The 15152-nt window shown below is 53.5% G+C and carries 17 protein-coding genes; 6 read left to right on the forward strand and 11 right to left on the reverse strand.

All coding sequences use genetic code 11. From position 1 onward, the window contains the following. Positions 1 to 129: 129 nt before the first annotated feature. The gene (locus KGP26_RS13410) at positions 130 to 945 is read right to left on the reverse strand and encodes a C40 family peptidase (RefSeq protein ID WP_021804551.1); all 816 of its coding nucleotides are present in this window, start codon (positions 943 to 945) and stop codon (positions 130 to 132) included. 410 nt (positions 946 to 1355) lie between these two features. Here KGP26_RS13410 and KGP26_RS13415 point away from each other — a divergent pair, with 410 nt between their 5' ends. Beyond that, positions 1356 to 1703 carry a Grx4 family monothiol glutaredoxin gene (locus KGP26_RS13415; RefSeq protein WP_172413932.1) on the forward strand — a complete coding sequence of 116 codons (348 nt, stop codon included), beginning with the start codon at positions 1356 to 1358 and terminating at the stop codon, positions 1701 to 1703. A gap of 84 nt (positions 1704 to 1787) precedes the next feature. Here the strand turns inward: KGP26_RS13415 and rnt are convergent, their stop codons facing one another. From rnt to KGP26_RS13445, 6 genes are all read right to left on the reverse strand, one after another. Then, the gene (rnt, locus tag KGP26_RS13420) at positions 1788 to 2468 is read right to left on the reverse strand and encodes a ribonuclease T (RefSeq protein ID WP_021178094.1); all 681 of its coding nucleotides are present in this window, start codon (positions 2466 to 2468) and stop codon (positions 1788 to 1790) included. Positions 2469 to 2537: 69 nt separating this feature from the next. Then, positions 2538 to 2945, reverse strand: a complete 408-nt coding sequence (gene gloA / locus KGP26_RS13425) for a lactoylglutathione lyase (protein ID WP_094981787.1) — start codon at positions 2943 to 2945, stop codon at positions 2538 to 2540. Positions 2946 to 3255: 310 nt separating this feature from the next. Then, positions 3256 to 4353, reverse strand: a complete 1098-nt coding sequence (locus tag KGP26_RS13430) for an alkene reductase (protein ID WP_021178092.1) — start codon at positions 4351 to 4353, stop codon at positions 3256 to 3258. An 81-nt stretch (positions 4354 to 4434) separates the two neighbouring features. Beyond that, on the reverse strand, positions 4435 to 5040 hold the full coding sequence (locus tag KGP26_RS13435) for a TetR/AcrR family transcriptional regulator (protein ID WP_218519405.1): 606 nt from the start codon (positions 5038 to 5040) through the stop codon (positions 4435 to 4437). Positions 5041 to 5200: 160 nt separating this feature from the next. After that, positions 5201 to 6832, reverse strand: coding sequence for a phosphoethanolamine transferase EptA (gene eptA / locus KGP26_RS13440; RefSeq protein ID WP_021804549.1), 1632 nt, complete (start codon positions 6830 to 6832; stop codon positions 5201 to 5203). A gap of 122 nt (positions 6833 to 6954) precedes the next feature. Beyond that, a complete protein-coding gene (locus tag KGP26_RS13445; RefSeq protein ID WP_021178089.1) occupies positions 6955 to 7596 on the reverse strand; it encodes an NAD(P)-dependent oxidoreductase in 642 nt (213 codons plus the stop codon). A gap of 138 nt (positions 7597 to 7734) precedes the next feature. Here KGP26_RS13445 and KGP26_RS13450 point away from each other — a divergent pair, with 138 nt between their 5' ends. From KGP26_RS13450 to sodC, 4 genes are all read left to right on the forward strand, one after another. Further along, entirely contained in the window at positions 7735 to 8664 is a 930-nt protein-coding gene (locus tag KGP26_RS13450; protein ID WP_037374794.1) for a LysR substrate-binding domain-containing protein, read from the forward strand. Between the two features lie 21 nt (positions 8665 to 8685). Further along, a complete protein-coding gene (locus tag KGP26_RS13455; RefSeq protein ID WP_223665566.1) occupies positions 8686 to 8925 on the forward strand; it encodes a DUF1289 domain-containing protein in 240 nt (79 codons plus the stop codon). Between the two features lie 108 nt (positions 8926 to 9033). Then, positions 9034 to 9930, forward strand: a complete 897-nt coding sequence (locus tag KGP26_RS13460) for an aldo/keto reductase family oxidoreductase (RefSeq protein ID WP_021804546.1) — start codon at positions 9034 to 9036, stop codon at positions 9928 to 9930. 303 nt (positions 9931 to 10233) lie between these two features. Continuing rightward, positions 10234 to 10758 carry a superoxide dismutase family protein gene (gene sodC / locus KGP26_RS13465; protein WP_021804545.1) on the forward strand — a complete coding sequence of 175 codons (525 nt, stop codon included), beginning with the start codon at positions 10234 to 10236 and terminating at the stop codon, positions 10756 to 10758. A gap of 14 nt (positions 10759 to 10772) precedes the next feature. Here sodC and KGP26_RS13470 read toward each other — a convergent pair whose 3' ends face one another. Genes KGP26_RS13470 through KGP26_RS13480 form a run of 3 tightly spaced genes read right to left on the reverse strand, consistent with a single transcriptional unit; the run spans position 10773 to position 13907 of the window. Continuing rightward, entirely contained in the window at positions 10773 to 12800 is a 2028-nt protein-coding gene (locus KGP26_RS13470) for an FUSC family protein (RefSeq protein ID WP_223665567.1), read from the reverse strand. Positions 12801 to 12803: 3 nt separating this feature from the next. Then, positions 12804 to 13667 carry an HlyD family secretion protein gene (locus KGP26_RS13475; RefSeq protein ID WP_059200720.1) on the reverse strand — a complete coding sequence of 288 codons (864 nt, stop codon included), beginning with the start codon at positions 13665 to 13667 and terminating at the stop codon, positions 12804 to 12806. Between the two features lie 3 nt (positions 13668 to 13670). After that, complete coding sequence (locus tag KGP26_RS13480; RefSeq protein ID WP_024486868.1) at positions 13671 to 13907, reverse strand: DUF1656 domain-containing protein; 237 nt, start codon at positions 13905 to 13907, stop codon at positions 13671 to 13673. Between the two features lie 179 nt (positions 13908 to 14086). On the opposite strand from KGP26_RS13480, the gene slyA reads away from it, so the two are divergent. Continuing rightward, positions 14087 to 14521, forward strand: a complete 435-nt coding sequence (gene slyA / locus KGP26_RS13485; RefSeq protein WP_021178082.1) for a transcriptional regulator SlyA — start codon at positions 14087 to 14089, stop codon at positions 14519 to 14521. An 88-nt stretch (positions 14522 to 14609) separates the two neighbouring features. Here the strand turns inward: slyA and KGP26_RS13490 are convergent, their stop codons facing one another. Then, complete coding sequence (locus tag KGP26_RS13490; protein WP_021178081.1) at positions 14610 to 15074, reverse strand: glycine zipper 2TM domain-containing protein; 465 nt, start codon at positions 15072 to 15074, stop codon at positions 14610 to 14612. Positions 15075 to 15152 lie beyond the last annotated feature (78 nt).

The following is a 15152-nucleotide window of genomic DNA, read 5'->3' on the forward strand; positions in this document are numbered from 1 at the left end:
TGTTATGGTTATTAATCTTAACAACTTTCCGAGCGAAAAGAACATCCAAAGTGTGCCAAGTGACTGATTGTTTAAAGTTGCAGCGGGTGATAGAGAGCACGGCCGAGCAGTTAGCTCAGCCGTGAAAGGTTAACGGATGGTGGTAGGGGTCACTACGCGGCGGGCACCAATGTAATGGTTTTGCCAATAGTCGTTATCTAACTGACTGATGCGAATTTCTTCACCGGTACGCGGTGACTGGATGAACTTACCGTTACCAAGATAGACGCCAACGTGATCGGCGGTGCCACGGTTGTTGATGCGGAAGAACACCAGATCGCCTTTCTCAAGCTCATTACGCTTGATCGGCGCTGCATCACGCAGGTGGTACATTTCGTTGGCGGTACGCGGCATTTTAATTTTCACCACGTCTTTGTACGCGTAATAAATCAGCCCGCTGCAGTCGAAGCCTGTACCAGGTGAAGACCCACCCCAGCGGTAGGGCTTACCCATTTGCCCCATCAGCTTGGCCATGGCGGTCTGCTTGGCGTGCTGATAACGTTTTTTGTGAGCGGCGGAAAGTTTCAACGGCTTTTCGCGGCCAGCCAATTTTGCCGTAGCTTTGCCTTCTTCACGATGGCGACCATAACCTTTTTTATAGCCTTTTTTAGGCGGAGTTACTTTTAGCTTGGCCGTTTTGGTTGCCTGGCTTTTGGTTTTAACGCTGGTGGTTTTTTTTGCGGTCTTTATCGTTGCTGGTTTGGTTTTTAGCGTTTTCGGAGGGGTGGCTGCCTTCACTTTTTTATTGGCTTTCTCCGCTTTCTTTTTCTTGCGGTCGTCTGGCCGGGCTTCATTAACGTGACTCTTGCGCTGCTCGGCAGAAACACGTGCCTGTGGCGCAGCGTGCGCCAAATTGAAGAAGAGCTGCGTAAATAGCAGCACAAAAAGTGTAATAATTAACCGCATATCGACGTTACCAACCTTGGCTCCGAAACAGAAATCGAATGAGTCACAGTATTCCCGAAATTCACCCTATAAAACAGCGTGGATCTCATAAATACTAATCCATATTGTGAGAAAACGTTAATGGCATTTTTATTGTTGCAAAATCAAACGCCTGGCGCCTAAAAAAGCGACAGAGATCATGTGGTTGGCTTATTGCTCGCCGGCATTGCGCAGGGCAAAGATAATAGTGAAACGTCCCGATTAAAAATGTTATTCTGGGGCTATGTTTTAACCGGTTCGGTGTGTCCGCCGCTTTTGCTAAGGCAATCAGAGAATGTCCCTGCAAAAGATGGCGTTTTCTTGGCACCGGTCCTGCCGCTACAATAGCTAGTGTGATGCATGTTGTAGCCATGATGTGGCTTGAGGAAGCAATAATGACGACGATTGAAAAAATTCAGCAGCAAATTTCTGCCAACCCGATCCTGCTGTATATGAAAGGCTCACCGAAATTGCCAAGCTGCGGTTTCTCTGCTCAGGCCGTGCAGGCGCTTTCAGCCTGTGGCGAACGTTTTGCCTATGTTGATATTCTGCAAAACCCGGACATCCGCGCTGAGCTGCCAAAGTACGCCAACTGGCCAACCTTCCCGCAGCTGTGGGTCGATGGTGAACTGGTTGGCGGCTGCGATATCATCATCGAGATGTACCAGCGTGGTGAACTGCAGCCGTTGATCAAAGAAACGGCCGAAAAGTATAAAGATCAGGAAGACCAGCAGCCTTAATGGCGCAGGGTTTTACCCAATAAAATCGGGCGGCACCTTTAACAGTGCCGCCCGATTTTTTATGTCTGTCAGTTTGCCAGCAAGCTATTGCGATTCAACGTTGGCAATCGGCCAGCCACCGAGACGTTTCCAGCGGTTGACCAGTTCACAGAACAGTTGGGCGGTTTGCTGGGTATCATACAGGGCTGAGTGTGCCTGGCTGCTATCAAACGGCATACCGGCGGCGATACAGGCTTTGGCCAGCACCGTCTGCCCTAATACCAGCCCACTAAGCGCAGCGGTATCAAAGGTGGCAAATGGGTGGAACGGGTTGCGTTTCAGGCTGGCGCGCTCGGCGGCGGCCATCAGGAAACTGTGATCAAAGTTGGCATTATGCGCCACGATGATCGCCCGGTTACAGCCCTGATCCTTAATGCCTTTACGCACGGCTTTAAAAATCGCATGCAGCGCATCATATTCACTCACTGCACCACGCAGTGGGTTATGTGGATCGATACCGTTGAAGGCCAGCGCTTCCGGTTGCAGGTTCGCCCCTTCAAACGGTTCTACGTGAAAATGCAGCGTTTCATCTTGCTGTAACCAACCATTTTCATCCATTTTCAGCGTGACGGCGGCAATCTCTAGCAGCGCATCGGTCTGAGCATGAAACCCGGCGGTTTCCACATCAATAACAACGGGATAAAACCCACGGAAACGGCCACTCAGGGCGTTAAGATCACTTTTTTCGGCCATCAGTTTCTTATCTTTAGCGAATTCAGCGCGCATTATGACAAATTTCTTGTCTTGGTGCAGCGGAGATAGAAAGCAGGGCGCATGGCGCGCCCTGGAGAAACCTCAGTTACCGAGGCCGTGACCTGCATGCTTGTTCTCGATCAGTTCGATCTTGTAGCCGTCTGGATCTTCGACGAAGGCAATTACGGTGGTACCGCCCTTGACTGGACCGGCTTCGCGTGTGACTTTGCCACCGACCTGTCGGATGTTGTCGCAGGTGGCGGCTACATCATCGACGCCCAGAGCCAGATGACCAAAGGCGGAACCCATGTCGTAGCTGTCGACGCCCCAGTTATAGGTCAGTTCGATAACCGAGCCTTCGCTTTCATCGCTATAACCCACGAAGGCCAGCGAGTATTTGTACTCGGTGTTTTCGCTGGTACGCAGTAAGCGCATGCCTAATACCTTGGTATAGAAGTCGATGGAGCGTTGCAGATCGCCGACACGGAGCATGGTATGGAGTAAGCGCATAATTTCCTCTGATTGGATATGCCGCGGCTGACGGCAGGTGACTTGAACAGCGTCAGACAGTATAGCCTTGTCGCATAAGGCAATTCAACGCGTGCGGTTGGTGATAGGGTAGGTTACGTTGTCACAAACAAAAATAGCTGCGGATAATAGTGCAGCAGGCGGGAGCCATACAGAATGCCGACACGCCGTGGATCCTTCCATGGAGGCTCGTATCGCGCGTCGATGCGCTCAACGGTCGGCTAACCTGTATGACCCCACCTGTCAGAGGCTTAGTGTATTGCGGTATTTAGCGCCCCTGTTTAGCTGAGCGTTACAGTGTCGGATAATCGGTATAACCCTCGGCACCGCCGCCGTAGAAGAAATCGGCACGCTGCTCGTTGAGTGGAGCCTGCTGTTTAAAGCGTTCCACCAGATCTGGGTTGGCAATATAGCTGCGGCCAAAGGCGACGGCATCAATAAAGCCTTGGGCGATCAGCTCTTCCGCTTTCTCCGCCGTATACGCACCCGCGCCAATAATCACGCCTTGGAAGTGCGCTCTTACTGCATCGCGGAACGCGGTTGAGTAAGGCTTGCCACCGGCCCAATCCGGCTCGGAAATATGCAGGTAGGCGATACCGCGCTTGTTCAGCTCTTCGATCAGATACAGCGCCGCTTCTTCCTGATCTTCGCCGTTGTCCAGGCCATTGAACGGGCCCAACGGTGAGATACGGATACCAACGCGATCGGCTCCGATTTCAGCAATGCTCGCATCGACCACTTCCAGCGTCAGACGGGTACGGTTTTCAATGCTGCCACCGTATTGGTCAGTACGTTGGTTGGACGCCGGAGACATAAACTGGTGCAGCAGGTAACCGTGCGCGGCATGCAATTCAATATAGTCAAAACCGGCTTCACGCGAGTTGGCCGCAGCCTGGCGGAAATCGTTGACGATCCCCGGGATTTCGTTGGTTTCCAAAGCACGTGGGGTAGAGGTTGGCACACGGACCCAGGCACCGGTTTCATCACGCACCGTGGTGCGGGTTTCGGCATTGATCGCTGAAGGTGCGACGGGAGCCTGCTGGCCAGGCTGCAAGCTTGAGTGGGAGATGCGGCCTACGTGCCAAAGTTGCACAGCGATATGACCCTGTTTGTCATGTACCGCCTGGGTGATTTTTTTCCACGCGGCGATTTGTTCTGGGGTATGCAGACCGGGAGCTCCGGCATAACCTTTCGCCTGGAAAGAAATCTGGGTGGCCTCGGTGATCAGCAGGCCAGCGCTGGCACGCTGAGCATAATATTCCGCCATCAACGGCGTAGGGATGTCACCTGGCTCGATGCTGCGCAGACGAGTCAGCGGGGCCATGAACACTCGGTTGGGTAAGGTGGTGTGGCCAACTTTGAGCGGAGAGAACAATTTTTCAATCTTCATAGTGCATCCTATAGTATTAGACCAGTCGACTAGTGATGGTAAACAGTATCGCTACAATGTCTTTCGGGTAAAAAAGGGAGTTTATGGCTGCGCTGGGCGCAACAGCAATTCGATACTTTCCAGCGCACAGGTCAGTGGGGCAACAGAGTGGCGGATTTTAGCCCGCAACGATGCGCCCAACCACAGCGAATACAGCGTTTCCGCCGTGGCCGCCGGGCTCATAGTGATAGCCAGTGAACCTTCACGGATACCACGTTCGATCGCGTCTTGCAGATGACCAATCACGCGGCTGGTGCCAGCTTCCAACGCATGGCGCATAGGTTCAGAAAGATCGCTGACCTCTGCGGAGAGTTTCACTGCCAGGCAAGCGTTATGGCACTCACTGCGGCAGTGGAAGCTGATGGCCTGGGCATAATAACTTAATAACTGATTACGCGCGTCGCTGCGAGAGTCGGCAAAAAGCGCCTGCATTTGAGCGTCATAATGGGCAAAATAGCGTTGCAACATCGCTTCGCCGAAGGCTTCCTTCGAGCGAAAATAGTGATAGAACGACCCTTTGGGCACGCCAGCGGTAGCGAGCAGCTCACTGAGGCCCATGCCGGTAAAACCAAGGCGCAGGCTGAGCGTTTCGCCGGTAGCGAGCAGATGTTCTCGGGTTTCCCCGTTGCAATTCGTCTGTTTTGTCATAATGAAAATGAGAATAATAGACCGATTGGTCTAGGTCAAGTCGCAGATAAAAAAAACCGGGAAAAAATCCCCGGCTCTGACGGTAAAAACGTCGACCAACTTACATTCTATCGAGTTGCTGCACAAGACCTCATGCCGGTGTGCAGCATGCTGCGTCAGTCTAGCTGCGGCAGCGCTGCAGAATATCCAGGTTGGGCTGATATTGCTGTGTCTGCACATTCAACATGCCCAACAGGGTGTGGAACAGATTATCCTGTGAAACCTTGTCGTTATCCGCCAAGGATTGCAGGCATTGGCGGTTAATGCCGAAATTGCGTTCATAATCGGCCGACATCCACATCAGGAAAGGCACGTGGGTCTGCTGAGAAGGCGCGAACATATAAGGCGTACCGTGCAGATACATGCCATTCTCCCCGAGCGATTCACCGTGATCGGAAAGATAGACCATCGCCGTATTGAATTTGCCGCTGTATTGCTGCAACAGCTTGATGGTGCTGTCCAGCATGGCGTCGGTGTACAGTAGCGAATTGTCGTAGGTATTCACCAGTTGCTCGTGGGTACAGTCCTGGATCTGGTTGCTGTCACAGGTGGGTGAGAACTGGCGTAATTCGGGCGTACTGCGGCGGTAGTAGGCCGGGCCGTGGCTTCCCATCTGATGCAGTACGATCACACCGTCCCCTTTCAGGCCGTTGATATAATCGTCCAGTTTATGCAGCAGCACGTTATCCATGCAGACATCGCCGTCGCAATACTGCGAAAGCTTCAGCTTGGTCATGTCGATATGTGGGATGCGATCGCAGGCCCCCTTACAACCGCCGTCATTTTCGCGCCACAGCAGGTTCACTCCGGCATGAGCCATCACGTCCAGCATGCCTTCCTGGTGTGCGGCCAAGGTGGCGTCGTAGTCGCCGCGTGGCATGTTGGAGAACATGCAGGGCACGGAGATAGCCGTTTCGGTACCGCAGGAGCTGGCATTCTTGAAATAAACCACATGGTCCTGCTTCAAGCGGGGATTGGTCTCCCGTGAGTAACCACCTAGCGAAAAATTCTCTGCCCGCGCGGTTTCACCGACCACCAGTATCACCAGGGTTTTCTTGGTCTGGCTGCTAATGACTGGGCCTAAATGAGCATCTTCACCAATCTTGACCAGCGGCAGATTTTGGTGGAAATAGCGGTGTTGAGCGTACTTGATGGTGCCAGACACAAAATTGCTTGGGGTGAGCATTTTCACCACGCTTTTATTGTTGCGGATCAGCGAGGCGTAATCTTTATAGAATAACGCTGCAACCAACAGGATCACCACCACGGAAAGCATCACATTGGCCGCGCGCAGGCCAATCATGTACCACCAAGGGCGGGTTTTATTGATGCGGACAAAGCACACGAAAACGGCAGGCAAAATGCCCAGCAACAGCAGCCATAGCCCCATACGAGGGGTGAGCAATGCCGTCGCTTCCTGAGGGTTGGTCTCGAAGGCGTTCTGCATCATATTGCCATCAATCACCACGCCGTAGCTGAACATAAAATAGTTGGCCGCCGCGCTGCCGAGCAGTAACAGAATAACCAGGGGTTTACGCAGGAACGGAATGGTTAATACGCTGAAGATAATATTCAGGGCACAGAAAATAACCACTGGCATAGTCGCCGCAAAAATGACGCTATGTACGCTATCAAAGGTGATATATGACCAGGCCTGGTGAATAAATAGCAGGTTCTGGAAAACCGTGAAGAATAGGGCGCAAGCCAGGATAAAACCCAAGCTGTTGCATTGTAATGATGGACGTAAGCGCATTGCCAAATCTGGATCCTGCCATGAGGTAATGCGCCGAAATTTATCAGATGAAACTTAAGATAACCTTAGACGTAGTGAGTGGCAGGACAGCGGCTGCAACGATTACAGCCGCTGGCGGACGATTAATAGGCAGCGGTAAACTGTGCCTTGATGAACTGCGGTTTTTCCACTTCGTCGATAATGGCAACCGCGAGGTCTTCTACCGAAATACTGGCCGGCGCGTCACCCTTCATCAACAATTGTGTCGTGCCCAAACGGAACTGACCGGTACGCTTGCCGGGTTCCAGCAACGCGGCAGGAGAAAGGTAGGTCCAATCCAACTGGGTTTCTTTTTTCAACGCATTACGTAAATCTCGTACCGCCTGGGCCCCTGGACGAATATTTTCCGGGAACTGCGGAGTATCAACCAGCTCAACTCCCGGAGCGACTTCCAGGCTACCGGCACCGCCAACGTACAGCAGGCGTTTAACCGCGGATTGTTTTACCGCCGCCAGGATTTGTTGGGCACCTTTAGCGGTTTTCTCATACAGGTCCGTTTCTGCCCAACCTGGGTTATAGGCGCTGATCACGACATCATGGCCAGCTAACTGTTGTGCCAGCCACGGGCCGTCGGCCACGTCACCCAGGGCGACGGTGAGATTGGCATTATCCGGCAGATCTTTTTTCTGACGGGCGATGGCGGTCACTTGCAGGCCGCGGGCCAAAGCTTCATCCACTACGCGGCGGCCAACAAAACCGGTTGCTCCAATAATGGCGACTTTCATGAGGTCTCTCCTGTGAAATATTTTTTAGTGGGTTGCCGTACCACTCAGTGGCGGCGCAGTAGAAATACTATAAGCCTTAACAATGCGGCTGATTAGTGCCATATTTATGCTTTCTTGATTAAGTAAAACTTCATAATCATGGATAAACTGAATCGAATGGCGGTATTTGCCACCGTGGTAGCCGAGGGATCTTTTGTTGCGGCGGCCCGTCGGCTAGAGATGACGCCTTCAGCGGTCAGCCAGCATATGAGGTCGTTAGAAAAGTCGCTCGGGATGCCGTTATTGCACCGCTCGACTCGCCGCTTGGCACTGACCGATGCGGGGGAAGCCTTTTATCCCGGTTGCGAAGCCATGTTGCAGGAAGCACAGCGCGCGGAGCAGCGGCTGGCGGAACTGCGGGATACGCTGGTGGGCGAACTACGTATTGCCACCACCGTCGGGATCGGTAGCGGCCCCTTGGCTGAGGCTCTGGCTCCCTTGCTGCTGGCGCACCCAAAGCTGACGCTGCGCATTCTGGCAGACGACCAGGTGGTGGATATGATCGAGCAGCGGGTAGATATCTCGCTGCGCGTAAATCTGCAACTGGCAGATACCAACCTGATTGCTCACCCGCTGACCGCCTGGCCCATGGTGCTCTGCGCCGCGCCGCGTTATCTTAGCCAGCATGGCGTGCCGGAAACGCCCCAGGAGCTGGTGCAACACCGCTGGATCACCGGTAGCGGTCATGGGCTGCATCTCGATTTACATCACCATGCGGGCGAAACATTCAAACTACGCCTGGCGGCGGGGCAGGTTGTCAGCGGTAGTATGAACGTGATCCGGGCCTTTACCCGCAATGGTCTGGGGATTTCCGGTCAACCGCTGTATGAAATTGGTGATGAACTGCGCAGGGGGGAATTAATCGCCCTGTTACCGCAGTGGAGGCCAGCGCCATATCGGCTGCATGCGTTAACTCTGGAGCGGGTTCTACCGGAGAAAACGCGCCAGGCGTTGCACTATTTGCGAGAATATTTTCGCCGTCATGGGGAAAAGCCACTTGCCAATGGCCCCGATGACGTCTTCAATTAGCATGACAACGCAGGAGGACGTGTGGCGCAGCAACTCGAGTTCTTTGACATCCCAAGCCCGTGTCGTGGCATTTGCCAGGCCGATGAGCGCGGCTATTGTCGTGGTTGCCTGCGCAGCCGCGAGGAGCGCTTTGGCTGGATGCAAATGAACGATGTCCAGAAAAAGGACGTTCTGCGCCTGTGTCGCCAGCGTTACCTGCGCTCACTGCGTACCGGCAAGCATCCGGAAGAGCTCCCGCCTGAGCAGCCCTCACTGTTTTAACTTTAATGCTGATTTTCTCGATCTGCCGCACGTAAAGGCCACTTTTGCGTTTCCTACGTCTTGGACGCTTGTGTATGCTGGCGTTAACTATTGTCATGAGGTTTAACAATGCTGAATCGTACTAAGCTGGCACCCCTTGGGCCAGAGTTCTCACGCATGATTTGCGGCTACTGGCGTTTGATGGAGTGGGGCATGTCTCCGCAGCAGTTGCTGACGTTTATCAAGCAACACGTTGAGCTGGGGGTGACCACGGCGGACCACGCGGATATTTATGGTGGCTATGCCTGCGAGCAGGCCTTTGGCGAGGCTATCAAGCTACAGCCCTCGGTGCGCCAGGGGATGGAGCTGGTGTCGAAGTGCGGCATCGCGACCACCGCCAAGCCGGGTAACCCTATCGGGCATTACATCACCGATCGCGAGCATATCGTGCATAGCGCAGAGCAGTCATTATCGCACCTGCATACGGACTACCTGGATTTATTGTTGATCCATCGCCCCGATCCGTTGATGGAAGCCGATGAGGTAGCAGAAGCCTTTGTGGCGCTGCATAAAAGCGGCAAGGTGCGCCATTTCGGCGTTTCGAACTTTACGCCAGCACAGTTTTCCTTATTGCAGTCGCGTCTGCCGTTCTCGCTGGTGACTAACCAGGTCGAAATTTCCCCGATCTATCAGCCTGCGATCCTCGACGGCACCTTGGATCAATGCCAGCAGTTGCGTATCAAACCGATGGCCTGGTCATGTCTGGGTGGCGGGCGGTTGTTCAGCGATGCTGAGTTCCAGCCGTTACGCGATGAACTGCAAACGGTGGCGCAAGAGATTGGTGCCGAAACCATTGAGCAGGTGGTGTATGCCTGGGTGATGCGTCTGCCTTCGGCACCGCTGCCAATTATCGGCTCCGGCAAGATCGAGCGCGTACGTTCGGCCCTGAAGGCGCAAGAGCTGACCTTGAGCCGCCAGCAGTGGTTCCGCATTCGTAAAGCGGCACTGGGTTACGACGTACCTTAAGTTGAGCGGGTAAGGCTGGCATCGTGCCAGCCTTATCCGATGTCCTTTGCCGCTACTTCACTTGCACCCCTTGGCTAAATATTATCAGTAAGCTTGCAGCCCAAAACATTAAGAATGCCAGTATCTTTATGTTAATGACACTTGCCGACGCAGGGGGGCAGAAAACCAAGGAATACGGGAGCAAGGTCACAAAATATTATAATCGGCTCAGTGGCTGCGCTGATTAACGACGGTTTCCCCTGTAGCAAGGTTTAATCGGTATATACTCCCTAAGGACTATAACTATCGCATGGAGATTGAGTGATGAAACGTTATTGGTGTGCGGCATTGGGTTTGATGGCCTGTGGCGTTGCGCAGGCGGCAACGGTTGATGTCGAAATGAATCTGGTGACCGGCCAGGGAATTGGTCAGGACATTGGTAAAATCACAATTAGCGAAACGCCTTACGGCCTGTTGTTCACCCCGCAACTGAAAGCCTTGCCTGCCGGTGTGCACGGTTTTCACGTTCATGAGAAAGGCAGCTGTGAGCCGGGTATGAAAGAGGGCAAGGCGGTAGCCGCACTGGCTGCGGGGGGCCACTTTGATCCTGAGAAAACCGGCAAGCATCTCGGGCCTTATGATGCCAACGGGCATTTAGGCGATTTGCCAGCAATCTATGTCACGGCGGACGGCATGGCTGACACTCAGGTGCTGGCTCCGCGCTTGAAGAAAATCAGCGAAATCGAAGGCAAGGCGCTGATGGTACACGCCGGGGGGGATAACCACTCCGATCAACCCAAACCGCTGGGTGGTGGTGGCGATCGTTTCGCCTGTGGCGTAATCAAATAAATCAGCTGCCCGCGTCAGCCTGGCGTGGGCGCTGTTATCGCTTCCGGTGGAATGATCGCCTGCTGTAACTGCTGCAGTGAGCAGTACAGCCGCCAAATCAAGCCCGCCAAATCACGTGCTGCCTGTTCAGGATGTTGGGCAAGTGTGTTACTCATACGCTGCAACTCCTGCAAGGTGGCGTCCAACGACGCATGCTGCACTCCTTTCTCAGTCATGACTCCCTTCAAACAATGAATACAGACGTCACGTACGGCGGCCAGCGGATCTGATCGGGTTTGCCAATCACGCAGTTGCCAGACCACGTGGCTGCAGTTCAGCAGCACTACTCCCCAACGTAATAGCCAGGTGTGGGCCTCCTGATCCAGGCTTTGATTCAGTTGACTGATGCGGTGATAGATACGCGACTCAAACTGGCTTTCGCTTTGCTGCGGTTTCTTACTCAACTGATCGATAAAATCACGGCGTAATGCGCGGATAATCCGTCGGCTTTTACGTTTGTCCGAACTGGGCCGCAGGATTTGGAACGCCAGCCCTGCCAACAGCACACCGGCAATCTTGGCGAGACTGTCATTGATATAGCCTTGATAATCGTAGCTCGGCGGGTTGGTCACGGCGAGAAACGATCCCATAAACACGATCAACTGACCCCAGAGTGGGGCATAGGGGGGATTTTGCAGTTTCATCATCTGCATCGTGACCAGGGTCGGGAACAGGAAGGCGCAAAACACCCAGAAGTCGTCGATCTGGGTCATCAGGCCAAACTTCATCACAAAGCAGAAGGCAAACAGCAGGGAAACGGCCTTCAGTAAGGTGGTGATGGATTTGATCGGCGAAGGGGTAGAAGAATAGAGCACGCAACTGATGGCGATCAGCGTCAGCGCAGAGCTACCTGCGTCCCACTGGGTCGTGATCCAATAAGCGCAACCGATCAGGATACACAAGAAGGTGCGTAGCCCGTTGTAGGCGGCCTCAACGCTGTCTGTATGGCGCGCTAGTGAGGTAACCCGCGGTGGTTCGATATCGCTGACCTGGGTAGCGCTTTCCAGCCGTTGCAACCAACGGGTACAGCGCAGATAGAGCCAGCAAAAGTGGCGCAGGCGCAGGAAGAAGGCCCGATGGCGATAATCTGTCGGATCCTGAGGGGCGATGGTGACCAGAATATGCGCCAGCCGATATTTGTCCGTGGTGGGAACGCGTAATTCATTCAACAACTGCTCTAACACCGCCGCCAGATTCTCCGGGCGGTCTGGCCAGTTTAACAACATGCGGCGCAGGCTGGAGATAACGCTGGTGATGCGCAATTGCTGGTGCAGCATGTAATTGAGGATATTGTTTTGCCGACGCAGCCGGTAATGGCTCCAGAAGGCCTGAATACGCAGCAGGTTCATGGTCAGGATCTGTCCGATAACGCCCTCGTGGGAGGTACGCATCCGCAGGCTGATTTCCGGTTGCCACAGCATGGCGGCGTGTTCCAGCAGGCGTAAGTGCATGCGGCGTAGCGATACCAGCAGAGTTGCGCCATCCGAGGTGCTTGGCAGGATCATCATCATCAGGCCGCCGCACAGGATACCGGTGATCACCTCACAGACGCGTGCCTGGGTGATATCAAAAATTTGCTGGGTGTCGGTAATATTAACCGTGCCAAACACGATGATAGCGGCGGTATAGCCCGCCAGGGCAAAGGCGTAGGAGACATTGTTCTGGTAGTGGTTGGAAATGTAGGTACACAGCCCCAACCAACTGGCAATCGACAGGGTGAACAACCAGGGATCGTTCAGACAACCGGCAATCAGCAGTGACGCCATGGCACCAAGCAGGCTGCCAAAAATGCGGCCAATGCTCTTGCTGATCACGCCGCCAACCGTCGGGAAACTGACGACGGCGGCGGAGGTCAGCGCCCAATAGGGTTCATCCAGCTGTAAAACGAAGGCGACCCACAGCGCCAGGCACATTGCCAGGGTGTTGCGTAACGCATAGCGCCACTGCCCTGCGGTGGCTTTACCCCAGGGCGAACGCTTCCATTCAAGAAAGGGCAGGTTCACACATTAGTCCTGCTGATGAATTGAAATGGTGCAGGTGGTACCGGCTACCAGAGTCAGGTCGGCCGGAATATCGATCAGCTTGATACGTACCGGCACCCGTTGTGCCAGGCGCACCCAAGGCACGTTGGGTTTCACATCCATCAACAAATCACTGCTGCTGTCAGCGCTTTGGTCGTAAATGGCCCGGCCAATGCTTTCGACCACCCCTTGCAGCCGAATATTGCCGTTATACAACACGATATCCGCTTTGCGGCCCTCCCTGATATGCCTGAGCTTGGTCTCTTCGAAATAACCGAGCACATAGAACGAATGGGTGTCTACCAGCGCCACCAACGGCGTTCCTGCGGTGGCGTAGTTGCCGACTCGGGCCTGTAAGTTGGTAATGTAACCGTCGGTTGGGGCATAGATCCGCGTCTTACTGAGGTTCCATTTGGCCTGTTCCAGATTGGCCTGAGCCGCCTTATACGAGGCTTTCATGGAGGCGGCAGCCAGGTTTGACTCATCCAGATCTTCAGAGGAGATGACGTTACGGGGCAGGCTACGGCGACGGGACGCTTCGTGATCGGCCTTGGCCATATCGGCCTGTGCTTTGGCCAGCGCCGCCTCGGCATTGTCCAACGCAATTTGGTAAGGCACTGGGTCAATGCTGAAAATCAGGCTGCCCGCAGTAACGAACTGGTTATCATGAACCAGTATCTTCTCCAATCTGCCAGAGACTTCCGGGGTAATGTTGACGAGCTCAGCCCGCACTTTACCGTCGCGTGTCCAAGGGGATTGCATGTAGTAATTCCATAACCACCAGCCGGCACAAAGCGCGATGGCGCAAACAATAACCGTCGAAAAATACTTTAATGTCTTATGCTTCATGAGCTACCAACTCGCTAGGAGCCACAGGGAACCGCTGACGGTAATGACGAAAATGGATAGATCCATCAGCATAGGGTGCCAGATATCACCGGAGTACATCCAGTCGCGTAGCAAATGATGCACCAGCAGCCAGAAGACTAATCCGAGTAAGAAAGCTTTAAAGAGAGGAGGGAAATAAAGCGATGCACCCAGCACCAGATCGGGCAGTGGTGACGCAGTGTGGAGCCAGGTCGTATTCACGTTAGCAATCCCGATGAGTGAATATGAAGGATGTTTGCATAGAGGATAACCAATTACCGAGAGAAATGTGTCTATTTTTGCGATTTGGATTATATACATTTGTGTTTTTAATGTTAATTAACCAAAATGGGCTACACTTTTGGGAGTAATGTTAGCATGCTAACTATAAGGAGGGGGAAGTGGAATCAACGTTAGGTTCAGATTTAGCACGATTAGTTCGTGTTTGGCGTGCGCTGATCGATCATCGGCTAAAGCCGTTGGAGCTTACACAAACGCATTGGGTGACATTGCACAATATCAATCGATTACCGCCTGAACAGTCGCAAATCCAATTGGCAAAAGCGATCGGTATTGAGCAGCCTTCCTTGGTACGTACCTTGGATCAGCTGGAAGAAAAAGGGTTGATCACCCGTCACACCTGCGCTAACGATCGACGTGCCAAGCGCATCAAATTGACCGAGGCGGCAGAGCCGATTATTCGTGAAGTGGATAGTGTGATCACGTCGACCAGAGGCGAAATACTCAGCGGTATCTCGGCAGAAGAAGTGAGACTTTTAGTTGGTCTGATTAGCAAGCTGGAACAGAACATCATCGAACTGCAAGAAAAACAATAAATCCAGCGCCTTTTTATTATGCTTAGTCACAGCAACAAACAGAAACCGGAGGCCCAGGGGCCTCCGGTTTTGCATTCAGGCAAGGACGTTACAGTGGAGAAACGGTAACGGTACTGCCATTTTGCGCCATACGAACGCGCTGACCTGGGCTGAATTTAGTTGACCCGGCTTTCTGTACCACCACGATATTTTCTTTGTTATCGGTTTTGATTTCCAGCTCCCAGGCGTTGCTACGGCTAGCAGCGCTACCGACGCTATCGCCTACCACACCACCGGCTACGGCACCCGCTGCGGTTGCCAGGCTACGGCCAGTACCGCCACCAATAGTATTACCCAGGAATCCACCCAGGACTGCGCCGCCGATAGTGCCAAGCATGCTTGAGCCTTCACCGCCCTGAATTTGCACCGGGCGTACGGATACCAAGGTCCCAAAGGTCACGGTTTGTACCTGTTTGGCCTGAGAGGCGGAATAGACATCACCGGACGCGGTTTGGTTTGCACAGCCCGCCAGTGTGACGGAGGCGAGAGCGACAACAAGAAGACGCTTGATCATATAAAGCTCCTGCAGTTGGTAATCCAGATCTGGGAGATAGACCCAAACCAAGTTCTATAAATATTACAGCAATGATGG

The organism is Serratia sp. JSRIV002, assembly GCF_019968725.1.
In the GTDB taxonomy this organism is placed as follows: Bacteria; Pseudomonadota; Gammaproteobacteria; order Enterobacterales; family Enterobacteriaceae; genus Chania; species Chania fonticola_B.

Excerpts from the sequence above, each read along its gene's own strand:
- KGP26_RS13435 (WP_218519405.1), bottom strand. The coding sequence starts at position 5,040 with ATGACAAAACAGACGAATTGCAACGGGGAAACCCGAGAACATCTGCTC.
- KGP26_RS13460 (WP_021804546.1), top strand. The coding sequence starts at position 9,034 with ATGCTGAATCGTACTAAGCTGGCACCCCTTGGGCCAGAGTTCTCACGC.
- KGP26_RS13430 (WP_021178092.1), bottom strand. The coding sequence starts at position 4,353 with ATGAAGATTGAAAAATTGTTCTCTCCGCTCAAAGTTGGCCACACCACC.
- KGP26_RS13410 (WP_021804551.1), bottom strand. The coding sequence starts at position 945 with ATGCGGTTAATTATTACACTTTTTGTGCTGCTATTTACGCAGCTCTTC.
- gloA (WP_094981787.1), bottom strand. The coding sequence starts at position 2,945 with ATGCGCTTACTCCATACCATGCTCCGTGTCGGCGATCTGCAACGCTCC.
- KGP26_RS13475 (WP_059200720.1), bottom strand. The coding sequence starts at position 13,667 with ATGAAGCATAAGACATTAAAGTATTTTTCGACGGTTATTGTTTGCGCC.
- KGP26_RS13490 (WP_021178081.1), bottom strand. The coding sequence starts at position 15,074 with ATGATCAAGCGTCTTCTTGTTGTCGCTCTCGCCTCCGTCACACTGGCG.
- KGP26_RS13445 (WP_021178089.1), bottom strand. The coding sequence starts at position 7,596 with ATGAAAGTCGCCATTATTGGAGCAACCGGTTTTGTTGGCCGCCGCGTA.
- KGP26_RS13450 (WP_037374794.1), top strand. The coding sequence starts at position 7,735 with ATGGATAAACTGAATCGAATGGCGGTATTTGCCACCGTGGTAGCCGAG.
- rnt (WP_021178094.1), bottom strand. The coding sequence starts at position 2,468 with ATGCGCGCTGAATTCGCTAAAGATAAGAAACTGATGGCCGAAAAAAGT.
- sodC (WP_021804545.1), top strand. The coding sequence starts at position 10,234 with ATGAAACGTTATTGGTGTGCGGCATTGGGTTTGATGGCCTGTGGCGTT.
- eptA (WP_021804549.1), bottom strand. The coding sequence starts at position 6,832 with ATGCGCTTACGTCCATCATTACAATGCAACAGCTTGGGTTTTATCCTG.